The 16,844-nt window shown below is 69.2% G+C and carries 15 protein-coding genes and 2 pseudogenes; 6 read left to right on the top strand and 11 right to left on the bottom strand.

Going from position 1 to position 16,844, the window contains the following annotated elements; translation table 11 throughout:
• Positions 1 to 67: 67 nt before the first annotated feature.
• Positions 68 to 514 (top strand): annotated as a pseudogene (locus ABT112_RS33550) (phosphorylase family protein); the annotation flags it as partial.
• Between the two features lie 63 nt (positions 515 to 577).
• Positions 578 to 1,456 (top strand): glycosyltransferase family 2 protein, encoded by an 879-nt coding sequence (locus ABT112_RS33545; RefSeq protein WP_351515587.1) that lies wholly within the window; start codon positions 578 to 580, stop codon positions 1,454 to 1,456.
• Positions 1,457 to 1,542: 86 nt separating this feature from the next.
• Here the strand turns inward: ABT112_RS33545 and mobF are convergent, their stop codons facing one another.
• Entirely contained in the window at positions 1,543 to 6,000 is a 4,458-nt protein-coding gene (gene mobF, locus ABT112_RS33540; RefSeq protein ID WP_351515586.1) for a MobF family relaxase, read from the bottom strand.
• 248 nt (positions 6,001 to 6,248) lie between these two features.
• On the opposite strand from mobF, the gene ABT112_RS33535 reads away from it, so the two are divergent.
• The 4 genes and pseudogenes from ABT112_RS33535 to ABT112_RS33520 all read left to right on the top strand — a co-directional run bounded on the left by ABT112_RS33535 (position 6,249) and on the right by ABT112_RS33520 (position 8,134).
• On the top strand, positions 6,249 to 6,647 hold the full coding sequence (locus ABT112_RS33535) for a hypothetical protein (RefSeq protein WP_351515585.1): 399 nt from the start codon (positions 6,249 to 6,251) through the stop codon (positions 6,645 to 6,647).
• A 12-nt stretch (positions 6,648 to 6,659) separates the two neighbouring features.
• On the top strand, positions 6,660 to 7,199 hold the full coding sequence (locus ABT112_RS33530) for a GNAT family N-acetyltransferase (protein WP_351515584.1): 540 nt from the start codon (positions 6,660 to 6,662) through the stop codon (positions 7,197 to 7,199).
• Positions 7,200 to 7,251: 52 nt separating this feature from the next.
• Positions 7,252 to 7,422, top strand: a pseudogene (locus tag ABT112_RS33525) (hypothetical protein); the annotation flags it as partial.
• Positions 7,352 to 8,134: an IS5 family transposase gene (locus ABT112_RS33520; RefSeq protein ID WP_351515583.1), complete on the top strand. Its 783-nt coding sequence runs from the start codon at positions 7,352 to 7,354 to the stop codon at positions 8,132 to 8,134. The pseudogene ABT112_RS33525 and the gene ABT112_RS33520, both read left to right, overlap by 71 nt.
• Positions 8,135 to 8,181: 47 nt before the next feature.
• On the opposite strand, the gene ABT112_RS33515 is transcribed toward ABT112_RS33520, so the two are convergent.
• From ABT112_RS33515 to ABT112_RS33470, 10 genes are all read right to left on the bottom strand, one after another.
• Positions 8,182 to 9,039 carry a maleylpyruvate isomerase family mycothiol-dependent enzyme gene (locus ABT112_RS33515; protein ID WP_351515582.1) on the bottom strand — a complete coding sequence of 286 codons (858 nt, stop codon included), beginning with the start codon at positions 9,037 to 9,039 and terminating at the stop codon, positions 8,182 to 8,184.
• A 908-nt stretch (positions 9,040 to 9,947) separates the two neighbouring features.
• Entirely contained in the window at positions 9,948 to 10,601 is a 654-nt protein-coding gene (locus tag ABT112_RS33510; protein WP_351515581.1) for a hypothetical protein, read from the bottom strand.
• 44 nt (positions 10,602 to 10,645) lie between these two features.
• On the bottom strand, positions 10,646 to 10,924 hold the full coding sequence (locus ABT112_RS33505) for a DUF6211 family protein (protein ID WP_351515580.1): 279 nt from the start codon (positions 10,922 to 10,924) through the stop codon (positions 10,646 to 10,648).
• Positions 10,925 to 11,125: 201 nt separating this feature from the next.
• Positions 11,126 to 11,734, bottom strand: a complete 609-nt coding sequence (locus tag ABT112_RS33500; protein ID WP_351515579.1) for a DUF6349 family protein — start codon at positions 11,732 to 11,734, stop codon at positions 11,126 to 11,128.
• Positions 11,731 to 12,129: a DUF6181 family protein gene (locus ABT112_RS33495; protein ID WP_351515578.1), complete on the bottom strand. Its 399-nt coding sequence runs from the start codon at positions 12,127 to 12,129 to the stop codon at positions 11,731 to 11,733. Before ABT112_RS33495 ends, ABT112_RS33500 begins: the two co-directional genes overlap by 4 nt.
• Before the next feature lie 43 nt (positions 12,130 to 12,172).
• On the bottom strand, positions 12,173 to 12,601 hold the full coding sequence (locus tag ABT112_RS33490; RefSeq protein ID WP_351515577.1) for a DUF6197 family protein: 429 nt from the start codon (positions 12,599 to 12,601) through the stop codon (positions 12,173 to 12,175).
• A gap of 62 nt (positions 12,602 to 12,663) precedes the next feature.
• On the bottom strand, positions 12,664 to 13,314 hold the full coding sequence (locus tag ABT112_RS33485) for a hypothetical protein (RefSeq protein ID WP_351515576.1): 651 nt from the start codon (positions 13,312 to 13,314) through the stop codon (positions 12,664 to 12,666).
• Positions 13,315 to 13,386: 72 nt separating this feature from the next.
• Complete coding sequence (locus ABT112_RS33480; RefSeq protein ID WP_351515575.1) at positions 13,387 to 14,781, bottom strand: DUF3560 domain-containing protein; 1,395 nt, start codon at positions 14,779 to 14,781, stop codon at positions 13,387 to 13,389.
• A gap of 333 nt (positions 14,782 to 15,114) precedes the next feature.
• Positions 15,115 to 15,540 carry a DUF6409 family protein gene (locus tag ABT112_RS33475; protein ID WP_351515574.1) on the bottom strand — a complete coding sequence of 142 codons (426 nt, stop codon included), beginning with the start codon at positions 15,538 to 15,540 and terminating at the stop codon, positions 15,115 to 15,117.
• A gap of 119 nt (positions 15,541 to 15,659) precedes the next feature.
• A complete protein-coding gene (locus ABT112_RS33470; protein WP_351515573.1) occupies positions 15,660 to 16,550 on the bottom strand; it encodes a hypothetical protein in 891 nt (296 codons plus the stop codon).
• Between the last annotated feature and the right edge of the window lie 294 nt (positions 16,551 to 16,844).

Below are 16,844 nucleotides of genomic sequence, written 5' to 3'. Positions count from 1 at the left end.
AGCTTCCTCGCCGGCCTCCACCTGCGCGCCTCGATGATCTGGGTTACAGACCTCATCCGGAGCACCCGGTGATCACGACTCGATACGCGCCCTAGTGGTGTGCGACAACGCACTGCGTGACGAAGGCATCTCCCACCACTACCTGGCTCCGGGCTTCTCCGTAAAGCCTGCCAAGGCACTGTCCGAACGTCTTGCCGAAGCTCTGCTAACCCGGGGAGCGGCCGTACGGCAGGGTACCGGGTGGACCACAGACGCCCCATATCGCGAGACGGCCGCCGAGATCACCCGATACGGCCGACGCGGTGTGCTGACCGCGGACATGGAAGCCGCAGGGATCTTCGCCGTCGCCGAGCACCGCGGTATTCACGCAGCGGCAGCCTTCGCCGTCGCCGACTCTCTCGTAGCTCGTGAAGGACGCAGGCACCGGCCCGAAACCCAGGCCGCACTTCACCTGGCCGTGGAAGGGGCTATGGACGCCCTCAGCACAGAAGCTCGCGGCTCGGCACAGGGCTAAGGTGGCCGGATCCGCACAGTGAGGCAAGGGCAGTGTGCCCGAGCCCGGGAACAAAGGACCACCTTGGATACTGGCGCATCACGCCCGGCGATCGGCGCCGTGGTTCTGACGATGAACGACCGGCCCGAGGAATTCCCTCGGGCCATGGCCTCGCTCCTCGGCCAGCGGGACGTGGACCTGGACATAGTCGTCGTCGGCAACGGGTGCAGCCCCGAGCAGGTACCCACCGGAGTGAAAGCCGTCACCCTCTCCGAAAACGTCGGAATCCCCGAAGGCCGGAACGTCGGAGCAACCCACGTCAGGGGTGACTATGTCTTCTTCTTCGACAACGACGCCATTCTCCCCAGCACAGACGTTCTGGCCCGCCTCGCTGCCGCCCTCGAAGGGGATGCGAGCCTTGCGTACGCTCAGCCGCGCATCGCCGACCCGGACACGGGCCTCACTTTGCCACGCTGGGTCCCCCGGTTGCGGGCTTCAGATCGAACGCGGCCTGGCACCGTAACCGTCATGGCCGAAGGCGTCGTGATGATCCGCCGCTCAGCGTTCGACCAGGCTGGGGGATGGCCCGGTCACTTCTTCCTCTTCCATGAGGGCGTCGACCTGGCCTGGCGTCTCTGGGACCAGGGCGGCACGGGCCGCTACCTACCCGAGATCGTGGTGCACCACCCCGCGACCAACCCGGCGCGTCACACCAGGTTCTACCGGCTCAACGCCCGGAACCGCGTCTGGGTGGCCCGCCGCAACCTTCCCGGCGTCCTGGTACCACCGAATCTCGCCACTTTCGTCCTGCTCACGCTGTGGCGCTTCCGCGACCGGTCCGCGCTGCGGGCTTCCCTGGACGGCTTCCGGGAAGGTCTGCGCGGCGGATACGGCGAACGATCGCCTATGAGCTGGCGCACGGTGTTGCGCCTCACCCGCGCCGGGAGGCCACCCATCTTCTGACACCGTGCACAGTACGGACAGCCCATCAGCGCGGCGACACTCGCCTGGAGCCACCGCTCAGGGGTGAATGGCCACCCCCAATGGCTCTACGGAAGTGGTGTCGTGGAAGGGATCTCCGAGGCAAGATCTGCTTGTCCCGTCGCATCCCTCCCTCGGCACCTCTCCGCGTACGAGCCTGCTGGCTCTTGTGGTCGTGGAAGGTTCACGTCAGGGACGCTGGTCGGACTGGACCGTCGGATTTCGAGTTCGGCGTGTAGGCCAGCCTCGCGATGAGTGGCGCCGCGTGAGGTGCTTCGGGCAGTCATTGCGTTGCTGCGGAGCTCTTTTGCGAGGGTGCCGTCCTGAGCTCGTGCTGCGCGGAGAAGGTCGTCTTTGTGGAGCGTGACGCTAGCCGCCTCGGTCAACAGTTCCGTGTGCTCAGTAACAGGGCCAGCGACTGATGCATGCGGACGAAGGAGTGCGGCGAGTTCGTCCAACTCGTGCCCGGTCTCATCGTAGGCGCGTAGAAGTTCGGCATGCTCAGCCTCAGCGCTGACGCGGTCATTGCCTCGCAGCGCGAGTCGGCCAAGGCGGCTGGTGGCGGCAAGCTGCTGTTCGAGCTGACGAAGGCATTCTGCGGTGGTGTTGTGTGCCACGGTCCGTTCGGCGATAAGGGAGGTGAGTTCTCGGACCTGGTGGATTGCCTCCGCGCGGGCGTTCAGATCCTGGTGCCGACGGTTCAGGACGAGCGTGTTCGGGCCGGTTCCGGCGGCGGCTTGCTGTTCGGCGCGGTCGGCAGCGGCCTCGGCCTTCTCAGCCGCCGTCCTGGTGGCGCGCGCGGCGGTAGCGGCTTTGCGCGCGGCGTCGCGCAGCGCCGGGTTGCTGAGGTGAGCGTAGGGACGGTCGGCCGTCGACGCGGGTTCCGGAGGAGTGGACGGCTCGGTGTTTGCCGGTGCCGGCCGGCCCTCACACTCCGGTACCTCCTCCGGAGTGTCCGCGTCGTAGGACTCGTCGGCGCCGGAGGCCCGCGGGGTCGGCAGGCCCTCCACGGCCTGGCGGACGTGGGCGGGGACCGCGTTCTTCGGGAGTTCGGTGAGGATCATGCGTTCCTCGGTGCCGTTCTCGATCTCGCGGATGAGGCCCGCGACCGCGCGGTCAAGCTGTTCCTGCTCGGTGAGTGCGTCCCCGTGGCGAGCGCGGTCGGCGTCGGTCTCGTAGACGGAGAGCGGCAGGAAGAGGTGGGACTCCTTCTTGTCCCGCGACATCATCGTGTAGAGAGCGTTCGCCTGGGCGCCGGGGCCATAGACCAGGGCCTCTTGGACGCTGAGCCCCTGTGACTTGTGGCCCGTGATTGCGTATCCGAGACTGAGTCCGCCCTGTGCGATGTAGTCGGCGTCGACCCATTCGGCAACGTCGCGGTGGCCGTCGGCCGTCTTCTCACGCCACTCGACCAGGACCCGGCGTTCCTCGTCCACGGCACGCACAATGCCGCGGTAGCCGTTCAGTACGTCTTCGTTCTCGCCTCGGCTCTTCTTGCCCCGGTAGTCGTTGACGCGAAGGAGGACCTGGTCTCCGACGGACAGCGTCAGCTCGCCGCCGCCAGGCAGCGCGTAGGCGTGCTCGGGACCGGTGAGGTCGCCGTTGGCCTTCCGCAGTGCGCGGGCTCCCGTGTTCAACTCCTCCACGATCTCGTTGGTGGCGGCGAGCATGAGGAGCTGCTGCACGGCGGTGTGGTCGTCGGAGTGCGCGGTGCGCTTGTCGGCCCAGATGGTGAGCATGGCGGCGAGGGTGGCCTCCTTGTCCGCGAGGGCGTGCACGCGGCCGGCCCCGGCGAAGGTGCGGAGGGCTTCCAGGCGGTTGTCGTCGCGCCACAGTTCCAGTGCCCGGCGCTCGACCATGTCCTTCTGGCGAAAGTTTTCGTTGAGGCTGAGTCCGCCGACGATGTGGTGGACGGCGGCGAAGCTGCCGCCGATGCCCGGCGAGTGGAGCTGCTTGGGGTCGCCGATGCCGACGACCTTCGTGCCGGTTTCCGCGGCGTGGGTGAGCAGTTCGGCGATGTCGCGGTCATCGCACATGGCGGCCTCATCCACCACCAGGACGTCAACGCCCTTGAGGCCGCCTTTGCGGATGCTGCTGAGCCAGGATGCGAGGGTGCGGGACTCGATGCCCGCCTCGGCTTTCAGGTTCGCGGCTGCGACGGCGGCCGTGCTCGCTCCGGCGATGACGAGGCCGTGGGACTCCCATGCCTGCCTCGCGGTGTTCATGATCGTGGTCTTGCCTGCTCCGGCGATGCCCACCACGGCGTCGATTCCGTGCCCGGCAGTGAGCAGCCGTTCGAGGACAGCGCGCTGTTCGTCGGAGAACGCGAAGCTGCCGCCGTGCTGGACCTCGACGGTGGACAGGGTCATGTCGACCGTGTCACGGCTGATGACGGCGGCCTGCTCGTTGAGACGGTTCGTGGTCTCGGAGACGATCAGCGTTTCCGCGGCCACGACGTCCGCCGTGGTGTACCGGTCGGCGTGCGTGAAGTGCTGGGCGCCCTTCGGGTTCAGCTGGACCGCGTACCCGGCATGACGGAGAACGGAGTTGGTGAGCTGTTCGGCCTCCTCGGCGTTCGCGACACCGTACGGGAGGGCGTCCAGCACGGCGGCGATCGCGGCGGCGTGCGTGAACTCCTTGGAGTGGCTGGTCAGGCCGGTCTTCGGGTCGAAGACCTGGGCGCACAGCTCGTCCAGCCCCGGGTTCTGGTCCACTCGGTCCTGTTCCATCGCGCCGGCTGCGATGGCGTCGGGGTCGTCACCGGCAGCGCGGCCTTCGGCCTGCCAGTAGGCGCGCAGCACGTCGTCCTCGACTCCGGCGGCCTCGCCGTTCTTCGCAGCCTTGGACGCGGTGGAGGCGGCGGTGCGCTCGCGGGTCGTGGCGCTGTCGTAGTCGATGCCCAGCTTCGTCAGCAGGTCCCGAACCTGGCTGTCGCGCTTGCTGAACAGGCGGATCGTGGCCTCGGGAATGGCTGCGATCTCCCACGCCCCGGTCCGCTCCTCGCGGCGGAAACTGATGCCGAACGTGTCGGTCAGCTCCCTGCGGATACGGGCGTTCATGAGGGACTGGGTCGCGCGGGTGTGCCGGTGGAGGTCGCGGCCCCCGCCGGCCATGGTGGACCACTTGCCGTCGGTGCCCTTGACCATGTTGGCCAGGGTGAAGTGCAGGTGGAAGTGGGGATCGCCGTACGGGGCGCCGTCCACGGGGCGGGCGGCGCGGTGCACCATCATCCAGCCGGAGAACCCGCTCGTCTCCACGGTCTCCGCTTCGTCACCGTCGCCGTGGTGGCCGCGCATGGCGTAGGCGGTCCACCGTTCCAGGGCGCTCACAGATTCGCGGCCGGCGGAGGTGTAGATGCCCTCCACCTGGGCGGCGATCTCGTCGGGGGCGTAGGCGAGGAACGCGGACTTCGACTTCGCGAGGTCCAACGTGACGTCGGCACCATAGTTGCCGACTTTCACCCGTCCGTGGAGGAGAGCGGCCTTGATCTCCTCGGCATCCCACACTTCCTGGGGCACGATTCCTGCCGCCTTGGCCATGGCGACGGCTTCGCGTACGTCCATGGGAAGGTCCCGGAGGCGGCGTTCGCCCTCGCGCGCGGTCTGTGCATACCGGCGCTTCATGGATGTCGCGGCGAATAGGTCGGTCGGCTGTTGTCCGGCCTCGGTGGCGCGGGCCTCGACGGCGTGCAGGAGCGCACGGGCGTCCAGCTGGCCGCCCGCCTCGGCGGCCACGGCCTTCTCCAAAGCGTCTTCGCCGTAAAGGGCGACGGCGTCGATGCCGACGGCATCGGAGAGTTTGAGCAGGGTCGAGACCGGAACACGGTGTGATTCACCGAACCGCTTGAGTTGGTTTTCCATCCTGCGGAAGCCGTCCTGCTTCCGCTTGGAGTCCAACAGAGACACTGGGGGCACGCTGCGTTCGGCGGCGGTGCGGCGAATGGCACGAGCCAACGGAGCAGCCGGGAGCTTAGCGGCCGGTGCGATGGCGAGCTTGGGTTCTACGAGGGCCTGCCCGCTTCGGGGATCCTCCCCCCGCATGAGGCGGCGCGCAGCCTGGAAGTCCTCGCGGTGCAGGATGCTGCCGGCGGTGATGCCGAACTCCCGCAGCCCGCTACCGACCCACACCAACGGGCGTTCGGTGGCGTCCAGGTGATAGTCCACCTGCCCGTCGGCGGCTGACGCAGGGAGCACATTCTCCCCGTACAGCTCGCGTCCGTCGAGTCCTGCCGTTGTCGCGACCTCGACAGCATGGAACCCGTCGATCCGGGCGTCCTTTCCGTCCCTCAGTTGGCTACGAGCACGGAAGTACGCCTTCTTGGCCTCGGTCGAGCCGAGGAGCGAAGCCACGCTGGTCTCCGCCTCCGCCGCAGCGGCCTCAACGGCGGCGATCAAGGGGGCGGCATCAACAGTGCTGGCCCTCTTACAGCCGTGGCCTCCCGTGAGGCGGTACTCGACCTGGGGGTTGACCTCCTCGGCGTCTCCGTTGGACGGGCCAGGGGCCGGGCCGGTAGGCGGCCCGATCATCGTTACCCACCCCACCGGCTCACCCACCCCTCACGGTCAGATTTGGCCACACTCGGTCGTCTTGGCTGATTGTATCGTCACGAAGTGACGATACCTTGGTCCTCAAAAATCAAGATCATGATCAACGAGGGGAAGCCTCGGGCATTCGGTGTCCTGTGACGACGGAGGCTGCGGATTGAAGCTTTACGTTGCGGGGGATCTTGCGGGTTGAAGAGTTACCTTGCGGCGAGGGGTGGAGCTAGGCAGACGTGGTCCACGCGTTAGAGGTCCTGCCCGGCGGTTCTGCCGGACCGCCGACGGTCGGGTTCGAGGTCGCGTGCGTCGCCCCGGACGGGACGGAGTTACGGCGCCCGCTGCCGGAGGTGTGGGCCGTGCCGTTCGAGCATGCTCTCCCCGTACGCACCTTCGCCTCGTACCGCCGGCAGCGCAACCTGCCGGGCCTCTTCCACGGCCACCTCAAACCGGTCCTTCTCCGGGACCGCGAACCCTTGTACGTGAAGTGGGAAGGCACCATCTGGCACAGCACACGCACCGACGATCAGATGAAGGAAGAGGTCGCACGACGGCGCAAACGACCACAGACGGGGCCGCCCTCCTTCGAGGCCAGGAGGCGGTTGGGACACCCCAGAGCTGCCAAAACCGCCTGAGAGAATCCGGGAATGCCGACACCTAGCCTCTTTCAGCAGTACACAAGCCCCAGCCAGGTCACCAAGCAAGTGAAGCGCGCGCTCACCGAGTGCTGGGTTGAGGTCACCAACGCTGGGGGCGCAGCAGGCTTTCCCTTCCCCCCGATCGACGAGACACAAGCGGCTCCGGCCGTCGACAAGATCGTGAACGCGCTCTCCTTGAACACCAGCCGTCTGCTCACTGCCACGGCTGACGGTGAACTCATTGGCTGGCTCAATGTTCGCCGTGACCCCTTCGAGCTGATAGCGCACTGGGGAACGCTCCATCACGTTCAGACCAGACCGATACACCGGGGGCGAGGTTTCGGAGCCGCCCTGATGAATGAGGTTCGCAGGATCGCCCGCGACGAGATGGGGCTCGAACAGCTCCACCTTGCAGCACGAGGCGAGTCGGGGCTCGAAGCCTTCTACGGACACCTCGGTTGGAAGGAGGTCGGCCGATGGCCCGGTGCCCTCCGATTCGCAAGCGGGGATGACCGCGACGAGGTCCTCATGCATCTTGCTCCGCTCTAGACCGTGTCTGATAGGTCAGTGACGCACTGCAGAGTGCGTCGTTTGCGGCGATGTGGGGCGGGGTGATCTCAGCGATGAGAAGTGGGTGCGGTTGCAGCCATACTTGCCGAGGAACGCTGGCCGGGGGCGGGCGATGGCAGTGCCACAGGCGTGTGATCAACGGTGTCTTGTTCCGGTTGCGCACCGGGCTTCCATCGCGCGATCTGCCGCCACGATTCGGAAGTGGCAGACGGTGTACGACCGGCACCGCCGATGGTCGGCGGACGGCACGTGGGAGAGGATTCTCGGTGCCGTCCAGGCTCAGGCCGATACCGACGGGCGGATCCACTGGTCGCTGGTCAGCGTGGACTCCACTGTGTGTCGCGCCCATCAGCATGCCGCCCGGAGCCCGCAAGCGTGCTCCCCGCGTCCCTGGGAAGCTGACTCGTCCGGCCCGGCACCGGGACGATGAGGCGCTGGGCCGATCGCGAGGCGGCTTCACCTGCAAGATTCATCTGGTGAGCGAGGGTGGTCGGCGTCCCCTCGCGTTCGTCATCACCCCCGGGCAGTGGGGCGACGCCCCGCAACTGATCGAGGTATTGGACCGCATCCGCGTTGCCCGGGCGGGTGGTAGGCACCCTCGTACTCGTCCGGATCACCTGTGTGCCGACCGCGCCTACAGCTCCCGCCGGATCCGCCGCTACCTACGCCGGCGGCAGATCAAGCACGCCATCCCCGAGCCGACCAACCAGCTGGCCAACCGCCAACGCCGGGGCAGCGCGGGCGGCCGGCCCACCGGATTCGACAAGGAGATCTACCGGCGTCGCAATGAAGCGGAGCGAACCATGAACGCGATCAAGGGCTTCCGGGCCGTGGCCACCCGCTACGAGGAACGCGCCTATGTGTTCCACGGCAGTGTGCTGGTGACCGCGCTCCGGCTGTGGCTTCGCGGCTGACGCTCACCGGATGCCCCGGCCGGACCGGCGTCTCGCGGCTATGGATGTCAGTAGACGATCGACACGATCTGGCAGACCGCTTCGGCCAGTTGACGGTCGCCGTCGATACGGACGCGGGCCAGGGCGGTGTCCGGCTGGATGCCGCGGGCGCACAGGCGCCAGGCGGTCTCCGCATCCAAGCGCACGACCGCGGCGGGATGTTCGTCATCTGGCTCGGCGAGCGACCAGCCGTCCCCGGTGGCCGTCGCCGTCCAGACGCCCCCGGCCGGGCCGTCGGACAACACCTGGACCTGCGTGCCGACCGGCGCGGTGACCTCGCGCAGAGTGTGAGGCAGGGCCCGCATGAACGTGTCCAGGACCACGGCCAGGAACCGCGGATCGGCGTCGGTGTCCCGGCCGATGGCGTGGCGGATCTGCTGGCGGTGAGTCCAGAACTCGGTGAAGTCGCGTGCGCTGTCCAACCACATGGGCGCCGGGTCGACGCCGGCCCAGGACACTCCCAGCGACGGGGCGTCGGGGTCGGCGGCCTCGAAGAACCGGGATACCTGCCCGCCCACCAGGTCAAGGGTGTCGGTGAGTGCGGCCGGGCTCACCCGGCGGTGGGCATCGACCCACTCATGATTGATGCGGTGAATGAACGCCTCCAGCGTCTCGCCCTGCGCGAAACCGGGGCCGTCCTGGTGGCCGTCCCGGTCCCGGGCGAGGCGTCCGTAGAAGTCGCCCAGGATGTGTGCGGCGAGATCGCGGACGGTCCAGCCCGGCACCGCCTCCTTGCCCCAGTCGGCGGATGCCAGGCCGCGCAGCGTGGCCATCAGCGCGGCCTGCTCAGGAGCGAACAGAGAACGGGCATCAATCGGAGCACCGAGCCAGGAATGGCCGGGCACGTCATTGAGCTGGGAGTTCATGGCTCAAGCCTGCCAACTGAATGCCCTGGCAGCTACCGAATATCCCATTCGGGGCCGATCGTGCCGTGCTCCTGCCTGCCGCCGTCAGGGCAACCGCCGGACCAAGATTCATCAGACACCCCCTAACGCAAGGTAGGTCTGCACACCCTCGGCACACGTTGCGAAGAGTTACTCGTCGCCCCGCTGGTCACCCGCACCGGCGACGCAGCCTTTCGCTGCACCGGACATTCGGATCGGCCTCGTCGCTCCTGCGGATCAGGCTCCTGGAGCCTGATGTCTTGTTGGACTGTTACCTCTGGAGAGGTGCGCGGGCTGGGGCGCCGTGCGCACTGAGGCGGTAGACGATCCGATTCGGTGCGGTACCTGCCCGCCGCTGTCGTTGGTTCGCGTATGGACCCCACCCCGCATCCGGCGGCTCCCCGCCGGTTCGCAGAGTTGTCGGGCCCGTACTGGATGGCCTCGAACTCCCCGGCGTACGGGCCGGACGCGGAGGGCCGGTTCGGACCGGGACGTCAGACGCCGCCCCCGCACCCGGGCGATCGGCCGGAGGGCGGAGCGGGCTCCCGCTCAGTAAGGGCTCGTAGCCGCTGATCCGTCGCCTGCTGTCGGATCGTGCGGTCTTGGTTGGGCCCAGCTCGATCCGCAAGCGCCTGGTGACATGACGAAGGTCCCCGCTCCGGGTCGGAGTGGGGACCTTCGTCATGCTGGCCGTGTGGCTCGGCCGACGGCTACGTGTTCAGGGGCCACTCGCCGAACGGCACCGGCGCCTGACCATGGGCCTCGCGTACGGCTTCGTCCGTACCGCACGTGGTGCAGATGAATACCTCGCGGTCGGTGGTCAGCCGGGAACGTGCGGGTCGTTCACCGAGCGGGCCGCCGCAGCGCGGACAGCGGGCGTCGGGCACGGGTCACTCCTCGGGGTGCTCTCGGGCGGACTTCAGGATGAGGTGCCAGACCGTTCGGGAGTACGCGGTCTCGTTCTTCTCCTGAAGCTCTGCGATGAGGTCGGCGTTCTTGGCTCCCGGGTTGGCGGCGAGGACCTGCCGGGCGAGCGTGAGCCGGTCGTCCCCCTGGTAGGGGTAGGCGAGACCGCGGCGGCCCTTCTTCCGGCCGCCAGCATGTCCGCGGCCCTTACGTTCCGCAACGTACTTCCACAGCCTCCAGCGCTTCCACTTCGGGCGCCGACGAGTGGGGAGTTCATCCCAGTCGTCGGGCTCGGGCCACCCCTCCGGCGGGTTCTTGACGTAGTGAGAAACGGTGGCGGAGTCAGCGAACCCGCAGACCTTCGCCGCTTCGGCCGGACCGACCATCTCTTCGGGGTCACCGTCGAGCTTCGGCGGATTCGTAGTGTTCGCGGCAGCACGTTGCCGCTGAAGCTCGTGATGCCACGTCGCCCACTCGTCGCCGTCCCAGTGCATGACGCCTTCGATGGTCTCCGCGACGGCCGGGTGTCCGTTGTTCTCCCGGTCGGTCCACAGGTTCTGGAGCGTCGGCTCGCTGATGTCGTGGACCTTGCGCAGGTCCGCGCGTGAGTAGAGCGTGCGGCCGGTCTTGCGGGACACGGTCGCCTCCTGTTCTTGGTCGGGGTCGTGACCACTGGGCGGGGTCACTGGATGTCGTCCGGGTCCGGGGCCGGCGCCCACGTACGGCTGCCCGCCGGTTCGAGCCGAGTGAGGGTGGCTATGTCGGCCAGGGGGACGGCGGCGGCCCAATCAGCTCGGCCGGGGTGGTCGACGGGCAGATTGAGCACGAGGTGCCGGCCGGTCGGAGGAAAGTCCTCAACGATGACGAAGGTGTCGGTGTGATCAGCGCCGATGCTGTTACCCCCCTTGAGCTGGGCGATGTCGCCGGGCTGAGGACGGTCGGGGTGTCGGTCGCATAGCATGGTGTGGTCTTTCTGGTGAGAGAGACACCGACGGCCAGCGCCTTGTTGCCCTTGTGCGCTGGCCGTCATCTGTTGCCTGGGGTGCGTGGCGCCCGTGGGACGCACGGCCGGTCGGAGGTTGCCCTGCTCCGCTGACGGCGGAGTAATTAAACCACCTTTACGTTTGGGTGGGGCGGGCCCTAATCCGGACGACGGCGGTCGTCAGAAGAGGGCCCCCTGATCTGTGGGGCGTTTGCCCCGGCTGCTCGATGGCCGGGGGATACGGAGTTCGTAGCGGGGGCGACCCGCGTGCGGCGGGGCGTGAGCTTCGCGGCGGTGCCGCCGCCAGGCCACGACGGGGGCGCCCTGGTCGATCCAGCCCGCCGGGTACTGGGCGGTGAGCTGAGTCCAGCGGCTCCGGCTCCGCAAGACGGCCCATCGGTCCTCGACCGTGGTGATCGGCGGCAGCGTCCTCCAGCCGGGGAACGCATGGTCGTGCGCGTCCTCCACCGCTTCGTTGTCACCGTGCCCGAACCCGTCGCCGGAGTGCACGGGGCCTTCCCATTGGCACGCGAGACATCCGCCGCGGAACTCCTGCTCGTCCCCCCGGCGGCCGGTCGGCCGGCTGCGGGAGAGCAGGGTCGGGGTGTGGTGTGCGGGCGGGTCCAGTTCGTGGCCGAGGTCGCAGTACGCGCCGCCGGGATGTCCCGGCTGGATGTGCCACGCCTGCCCGGCGCTCTCGGGTCGGTGGCGCGTCCGCGCGTTGCACACTCGCCAGTAGTACGTCTGCCGTGCCCGTGCTCCGGTCGGCTCGGCGACGGTGGCGGTCACGACGTCCTGCTTCCGGCGGCGAGCACTTCGCGGAGCGGGTCAGCGAGCACGGTCTGTTCGTCGGGGGCGTCGAGGAACCGGGGCCCGTACGCGCGGCGCACGGCGCGGCGGGCGTCCTGGTGACGGTCGAGCTCCGGGTAGTACGGCGACCGGTCGAGCACGTCATAGCCGTGCTGGGTGAGCACGTCGGCGATGAGCAACCGGACCTGTACGGGGTCGAGGGCTGAGAGGTCGGTTTCCCCGGGGGCCGCGAGGAGTACGCGGATCAGCTCGGTCGCGCTGAGCCGGGGGTGGAGGGGAACGCTGAGCCGGTGGACGCCGTCCCGGCTGGGGGTGGCGGCTCCTCGGCGGCTCGGCGTCCTCGTGGTGCTGCGGTCTTCTGTCGTCTCGTCCATCGTGCTGGCCTTCGATGACTCGGGATGCTGGCGGGCGGTGGGGTCAGAACAGGGCGTGCTCGGCGCGGGCGGCGGCGGTGCGGAAAGCACGGGCGGCGTCGGCGGCGGTACGTCCGGGCTCGGCACTCCACCGGTCGATGACCTCGCGGTTCAGGGCCTTGGCGGCGGCGGGGTCGTCGGCTTCGACGGGGTGACCGGCGAGGGTTTCCGCGAGGAGGCCGAATGCCTGGTCGCGGGCGCGGTCGATACGGTCCCAGTCGTACGTCCGGCCGGCGGCTCCCCGCCCGTGGCCGGCGGCGACTTGGAGGGCGCCGCGCGGCCAGCACGGCAACGTGGCGGTGCGGCCGGGACCGTCGAACAGGCGCGGGCCCTGGTGGATGCCGACGTGTTCGATGTGGCGGGCGGCCCATTCCAGGATGGCGGCGGGGGTGTCCTCGATGACGATGCTTTCGGGGGTGTGGCGGGGCGGCACGGTGCTGTCCTTCGGGAAGGGCAGGGGCGGCGGCAGCGCGCCGCCGCCCCTCGGTCAGGCTGCTAGTGGTAGGCGGGGATCAGTCGGCGGACCTTGTCCTCTCCGATGCACCCGCCCTTGTGGCGGCGCGCGCTCGGCGGCTCTCCGTTGCGCCCGCGCAGGTGGCTCCAGAACTTCGGGCCTTCCCAGTCACACAATTCACAGCTGAGGTACCAGTGGTTATCGCTGCCGGGGAACCCGGTGAGTGCTGCCCGCCAGTGGTGGGCCGCGAGTCCCGCGAACGCGATCTGCGCGCCTTCGGTGTTGCGATCGTTGACCGGCATCCGCGGGTGCAGGAGGGGCACCGGTCCGCACAACGGCGTGGGAGCCTCTGCAAGCACCTGGTCCAGGGGGACGGTGCCGATCCGACCGGCGGCGTACTCCTCGGCGAGATGGGCGGCGGCCATGTCGGTGCCGGGGGTTCCCTTGGGCGGGCGGCGGAGGTTGTGTTCGCCCGCGGTGGTGAGGACGAGCCAGTCACGGTGCCACCGGTAGGCGCGGCCGATGACCTGGTCTTCGCCGATGATCACGGGGTATCGGCACTGGATGTCGGGGGTGCCGACGCGGTACGTCGGGACGGTGGTGCTGCCCTCGGTCGCGGGGACGATGAGCCTGCCCGCTTCGGTGTCGGGGACGGTGATGGTCGCGGGTCGTTCGAGGAGTTGCGTGGTCATGGTGGTGCCCTGTTCTGGTGCGAGAGGGGCCCGCCCCGGCGCGCTCGGCCGCCGGGGCGGGCGGGGGCGTGGTTACGCGGCCTCGGCCGGGGCCTGCGGGGAAGCCGTCCATTCACGGCGCGGGGTGATGCCCAGCTCGTTTAGGACCGGGGCGTGGCTGCCGTTGTCCGGGACCCATTCCCAGTCGGCGCCCTCGGTGCCGGGCCGGTCGGTCCAGGTAAGGATGTAGGAGCGGCCGGAGGTGCGGGGGTCGCCGCACACTGCCTGTGCCTCGCGGCGGGTCATCGCCCACAAGGCGCGCTTGCGACGGCGGGGGGAGTTCTTCGAGGCGATCAGCACCAGCGCCATGCCGTCCTGCCAGTTCGCACCTGCGGCGGGCGCCGCCGCGACGATCGGCTTCCCGACCGGCACCGGCTCCTCGACCGCCGGGGACTGCTCCGCCGGTTCCTGCGGGTCGGCGGCCGGTACCTGGGGCGGCTGCTGCATCTCGTCGGCGCTCTTGCGCCCGGATACGCCGTCGTAGGGGGCGGTCCAAGTCCAGTCGTCGTGCCGGTTGCCAGTGGCGCGGACGATGCGCTTGCCGGTGCCGTTGTGGATGTGCGGGATGGTCACAGACTTCGGGTTGACCCGCAGGACCTCGAACCAGGTCCCTCGATAGAGAACGAAGTCCCCGCGAGTGAAGTCGGCCCGCGACCACACCTTGAAGCCTTCGGCCTCGGCGTCCTTGATGACCTTCTCCCAGTGGGCGATCTCCTCCGTCAGCTCCTGGTGCTCGATCCCCAGCTCCGGGTCTGCCGGGTTCCGGGAAAACCCCTTGGCAGCCTGGCCGCGCTGCCACTTCTCCACCGCGCTGAGGTCGGCCCGCAGCTTGTCGAGACGGCGAAGCGTGCGGCCGGGGTCCTTCTTGAACTGCTGGTAGTTCGCGGCGGCTTGCGCGCGGCCGGTCCAGTGGGCGGCGCGGTCGCTCTCGCCGATGCTCTTGCGCATCGCGTTGTCCATCTGCGCGTGATCGCGGCGGGCGCGGCCCTCGGAGTGGTGACCGATGAGGATCGGCTGACCGAAGGCGAACCGCTCGGATATGTCGTGGCTCTTCTTCCACGCGGCCTCGGAGGACTGGGCGGCGCTGGCGGCGTACCCGCCGAACCGATCTGCGCGGCCTTCGGCCTTCTCCTCCCGCTCCTCCTCGGCCTCACTGAAGCTCCGGCGGTCGGCGTTGTCGATGGTCAACGTGACCTCGAAGCCCGCGTCTCGGAGTCGCTGCGCGAGGAGTTCGAGCGAGGGGGTGTAGGTGGCGTGGTCGCGGCTGTGCGGGAGGTACCAGCAGTCAAGGTTCCTGCTCCAGCGGAAGGGCTGGCGCCGGGTGCGACCGTACTCACGGAGTCGCAGGATCTCGGCCGATCCGTCGCCCCGGCTGGTCCCCTCGATCAGGGTTCCTTCTCGGCGGGTGTGGGTGATCTCGATAGTCACTGAACTGGTCTTTTCTGGTGAGAGTTTGTGGTCCGGCCGTAGGGCGGACCGTGCATTGGCAGCGGCGCTGCACCACCGGCGCGGGCCGTGAGGGACGATCGGCTCGCGGGTCGTCGCGCCTGCGCGGCGACAGGGGCAGTCGCGCCCCCGCGGGGCGCGTCCGCTGCGGTCCCGGTGCCCGTCGCCGGTCGGCGGAGCCGCCTGGTGGCGGAGTCGGCCGGCGGCGGTGAACGCACCGGACCTGTCCTGCCGCCCCGAAGGGGTGTCCGCTGGGGGTGCTGGGGGCCTGCCGGTCCGGAGGTGTTGCCCTCCCCCGGACCGGCGGGGCCTTGGTCAGCTGCTGCGGTGGAGCGTGTGCCGGGCGGCCGGGTCGGCGTCGACCAGTCCGGTCCGCTCGCGCCATGCCTGGCGGACGGCGGCGCGGAGCGCGTCCCCGTCGTCGTAGGCGAACCGGCCCCGCCGCAGGCTGCGGACGATGTCGCGGAAGGTGTCGCCGTGCATCGTGGTCAGCGTGTCGTCAAGCGGTGTCAGCTCGTGCGGGAACATCGCCTGGACGCTGTCGCCCGGCTGCGGGGCACCGAGGGTGAAGAACCAGACCACGGACATGGTGGCCTCGTCCGCGAACTCCGGCCCGCCGAACGGGCCGACGACGACGGCGGGGCGGGTGTCGAGCTGGTGGCCCCGGAACCAGGGCCCGCCGATCACTAGCGTCGCGGTGGGGAAGTTCTGGACGGTGGGCTTCTTGTCGGTGGTGAGCATGTCGTGTCCTGTCTGGTGAGAGGTCCCGCCGGGGCCGGTCGGCCCCGGCGGGGGTGCCGGTCGGGGGGTTGCCCTCCCCCTTCCTGCACCATTAATTAAACCAAGTTATTAGGTCTGGGTCAACTGCCCACGGCGAGTTCGCGGCAGCACTCCACGGCCGTCATGACGGCGCGAGCGATGGCGCGGCCGGTCTCGATGACCCGGACGGCGGACTCATGCACCGGGGGCTTCTTGTCCTGGGTGATGACGCCCGCGAGCGGCGGCATGACGGCGGGGCCCGGAGCGATGTTCAGGATGAGCGCGGCAACGTGAGCGGCTGAGGCGACTTCGGCGGCGCGCTGACCAGGAAGGGAGGCGTCCGCCTCGGCGATGCGCCGCCAAGCGTGGCCGTACAGAAGGATGCGGACGGCGTCGTCCGGGACCTCCTGGGTGAAGTCGAATCCCCCGGCCTGCTCGGGGTCCTCGTGGTACTGGTCGCGGTACTGGTTCACCAGAACATCGCGGATGACCTCGGCGGAGACCGGGGCGGCGGCGGGCAGCTCGTAGGCGTCGCCGTCGGTCTGGCTGATGTCGAAAACCGGCCCGGCCTTGAAGCCGGACACCTTGCGCACCTCGCCCCCGACGGTCTCACCGGCGGCCTCGCGCTGCCCGCCGTCGGCGGCTGCGGCCGTGACCTCCTGACCCTCCTCGGGTCGCCGCTTGATCGGCGTCCAGATGCGGAGGGAGGTGGAGCCCTTGATCGGGAAGCGGCCGACCTTTCGCCAGTCTCCGGAGCTGAGTACGTGGGTGGCGTGCGGGCACTGGGCGGCGACGGCAATGCAGTTGGCGGGGCTTCGGTCGTCGCGGTCCGGGTGGGTCAGGCTCGCGGCCGCGCGCATGACGGCGGCCCAGAAATCTTCGCTGGCGACCATCGCGCCGTACGCGCGATCCATGACGACTTCGAGTTCACCGCGCATCTTGGCGGAGTAGGCCCGGCGCTCTTCGTCGGTCATCTTCAGCTTACGGGGCATGTCGCGGTCCTCCTGGCGAGAGATCGGCGTCCGGGGCCGGCTGACCCTCGGGTGTGTCGGTCGGGGGGTTGCCCTCCCCCTTCGACATCATTAATTAAACCATGTTCTAGGGGTTGGGTCAACCCTGATACATGCGCTGACCTGCTCCTTCCTCGCACCACCGGCCCGCACCCGCCCGGCCGGGCCCGGCCACAACGGGCCTGGGCGGGGTTCCCTCCTCGGTCGGACAGCTCCGCCGTACCAGGGTTCCGGGCGCGGTGTCCTGGCTCGCGAAGCGACCGCGTAGCGGCTTGG

The sequence above is a fragment of the Streptomyces sp. NPDC002055 genome (genome assembly GCF_040296705.1).
Taxonomy (GTDB): Bacteria; Actinomycetota; Actinomycetes; order Streptomycetales; family Streptomycetaceae; genus Streptomyces.
This window is presented reverse-complemented; position numbering and strand designations above follow the sequence as displayed.

Excerpts from the sequence above, each read along its gene's own strand:
- mobF (WP_351515586.1), bottom strand. The coding sequence starts at position 6,000 with ATGATCGGGCCGCCTACCGGCCCGGCCCCTGGCCCGTCCAACGGAGAC.
- ABT112_RS33530 (WP_351515584.1), top strand. The coding sequence starts at position 6,660 with ATGCCGACACCTAGCCTCTTTCAGCAGTACACAAGCCCCAGCCAGGTC.
- ABT112_RS33515 (WP_351515582.1), bottom strand. The coding sequence starts at position 9,039 with ATGAACTCCCAGCTCAATGACGTGCCCGGCCATTCCTGGCTCGGTGCT.
- ABT112_RS33505 (WP_351515580.1), bottom strand. The coding sequence starts at position 10,924 with ATGCTATGCGACCGACACCCCGACCGTCCTCAGCCCGGCGACATCGCC.
- ABT112_RS33495 (WP_351515578.1), bottom strand. The coding sequence starts at position 12,129 with ATGGACGAGACGACAGAAGACCGCAGCACCACGAGGACGCCGAGCCGC.
- ABT112_RS33485 (WP_351515576.1), bottom strand. The coding sequence starts at position 13,314 with ATGACCACGCAACTCCTCGAACGACCCGCGACCATCACCGTCCCCGAC.
- ABT112_RS33475 (WP_351515574.1), bottom strand. The coding sequence starts at position 15,540 with ATGCTCACCACCGACAAGAAGCCCACCGTCCAGAACTTCCCCACCGCG.
- ABT112_RS33470 (WP_351515573.1), bottom strand. The coding sequence starts at position 16,550 with ATGCCCCGTAAGCTGAAGATGACCGACGAAGAGCGCCGGGCCTACTCC.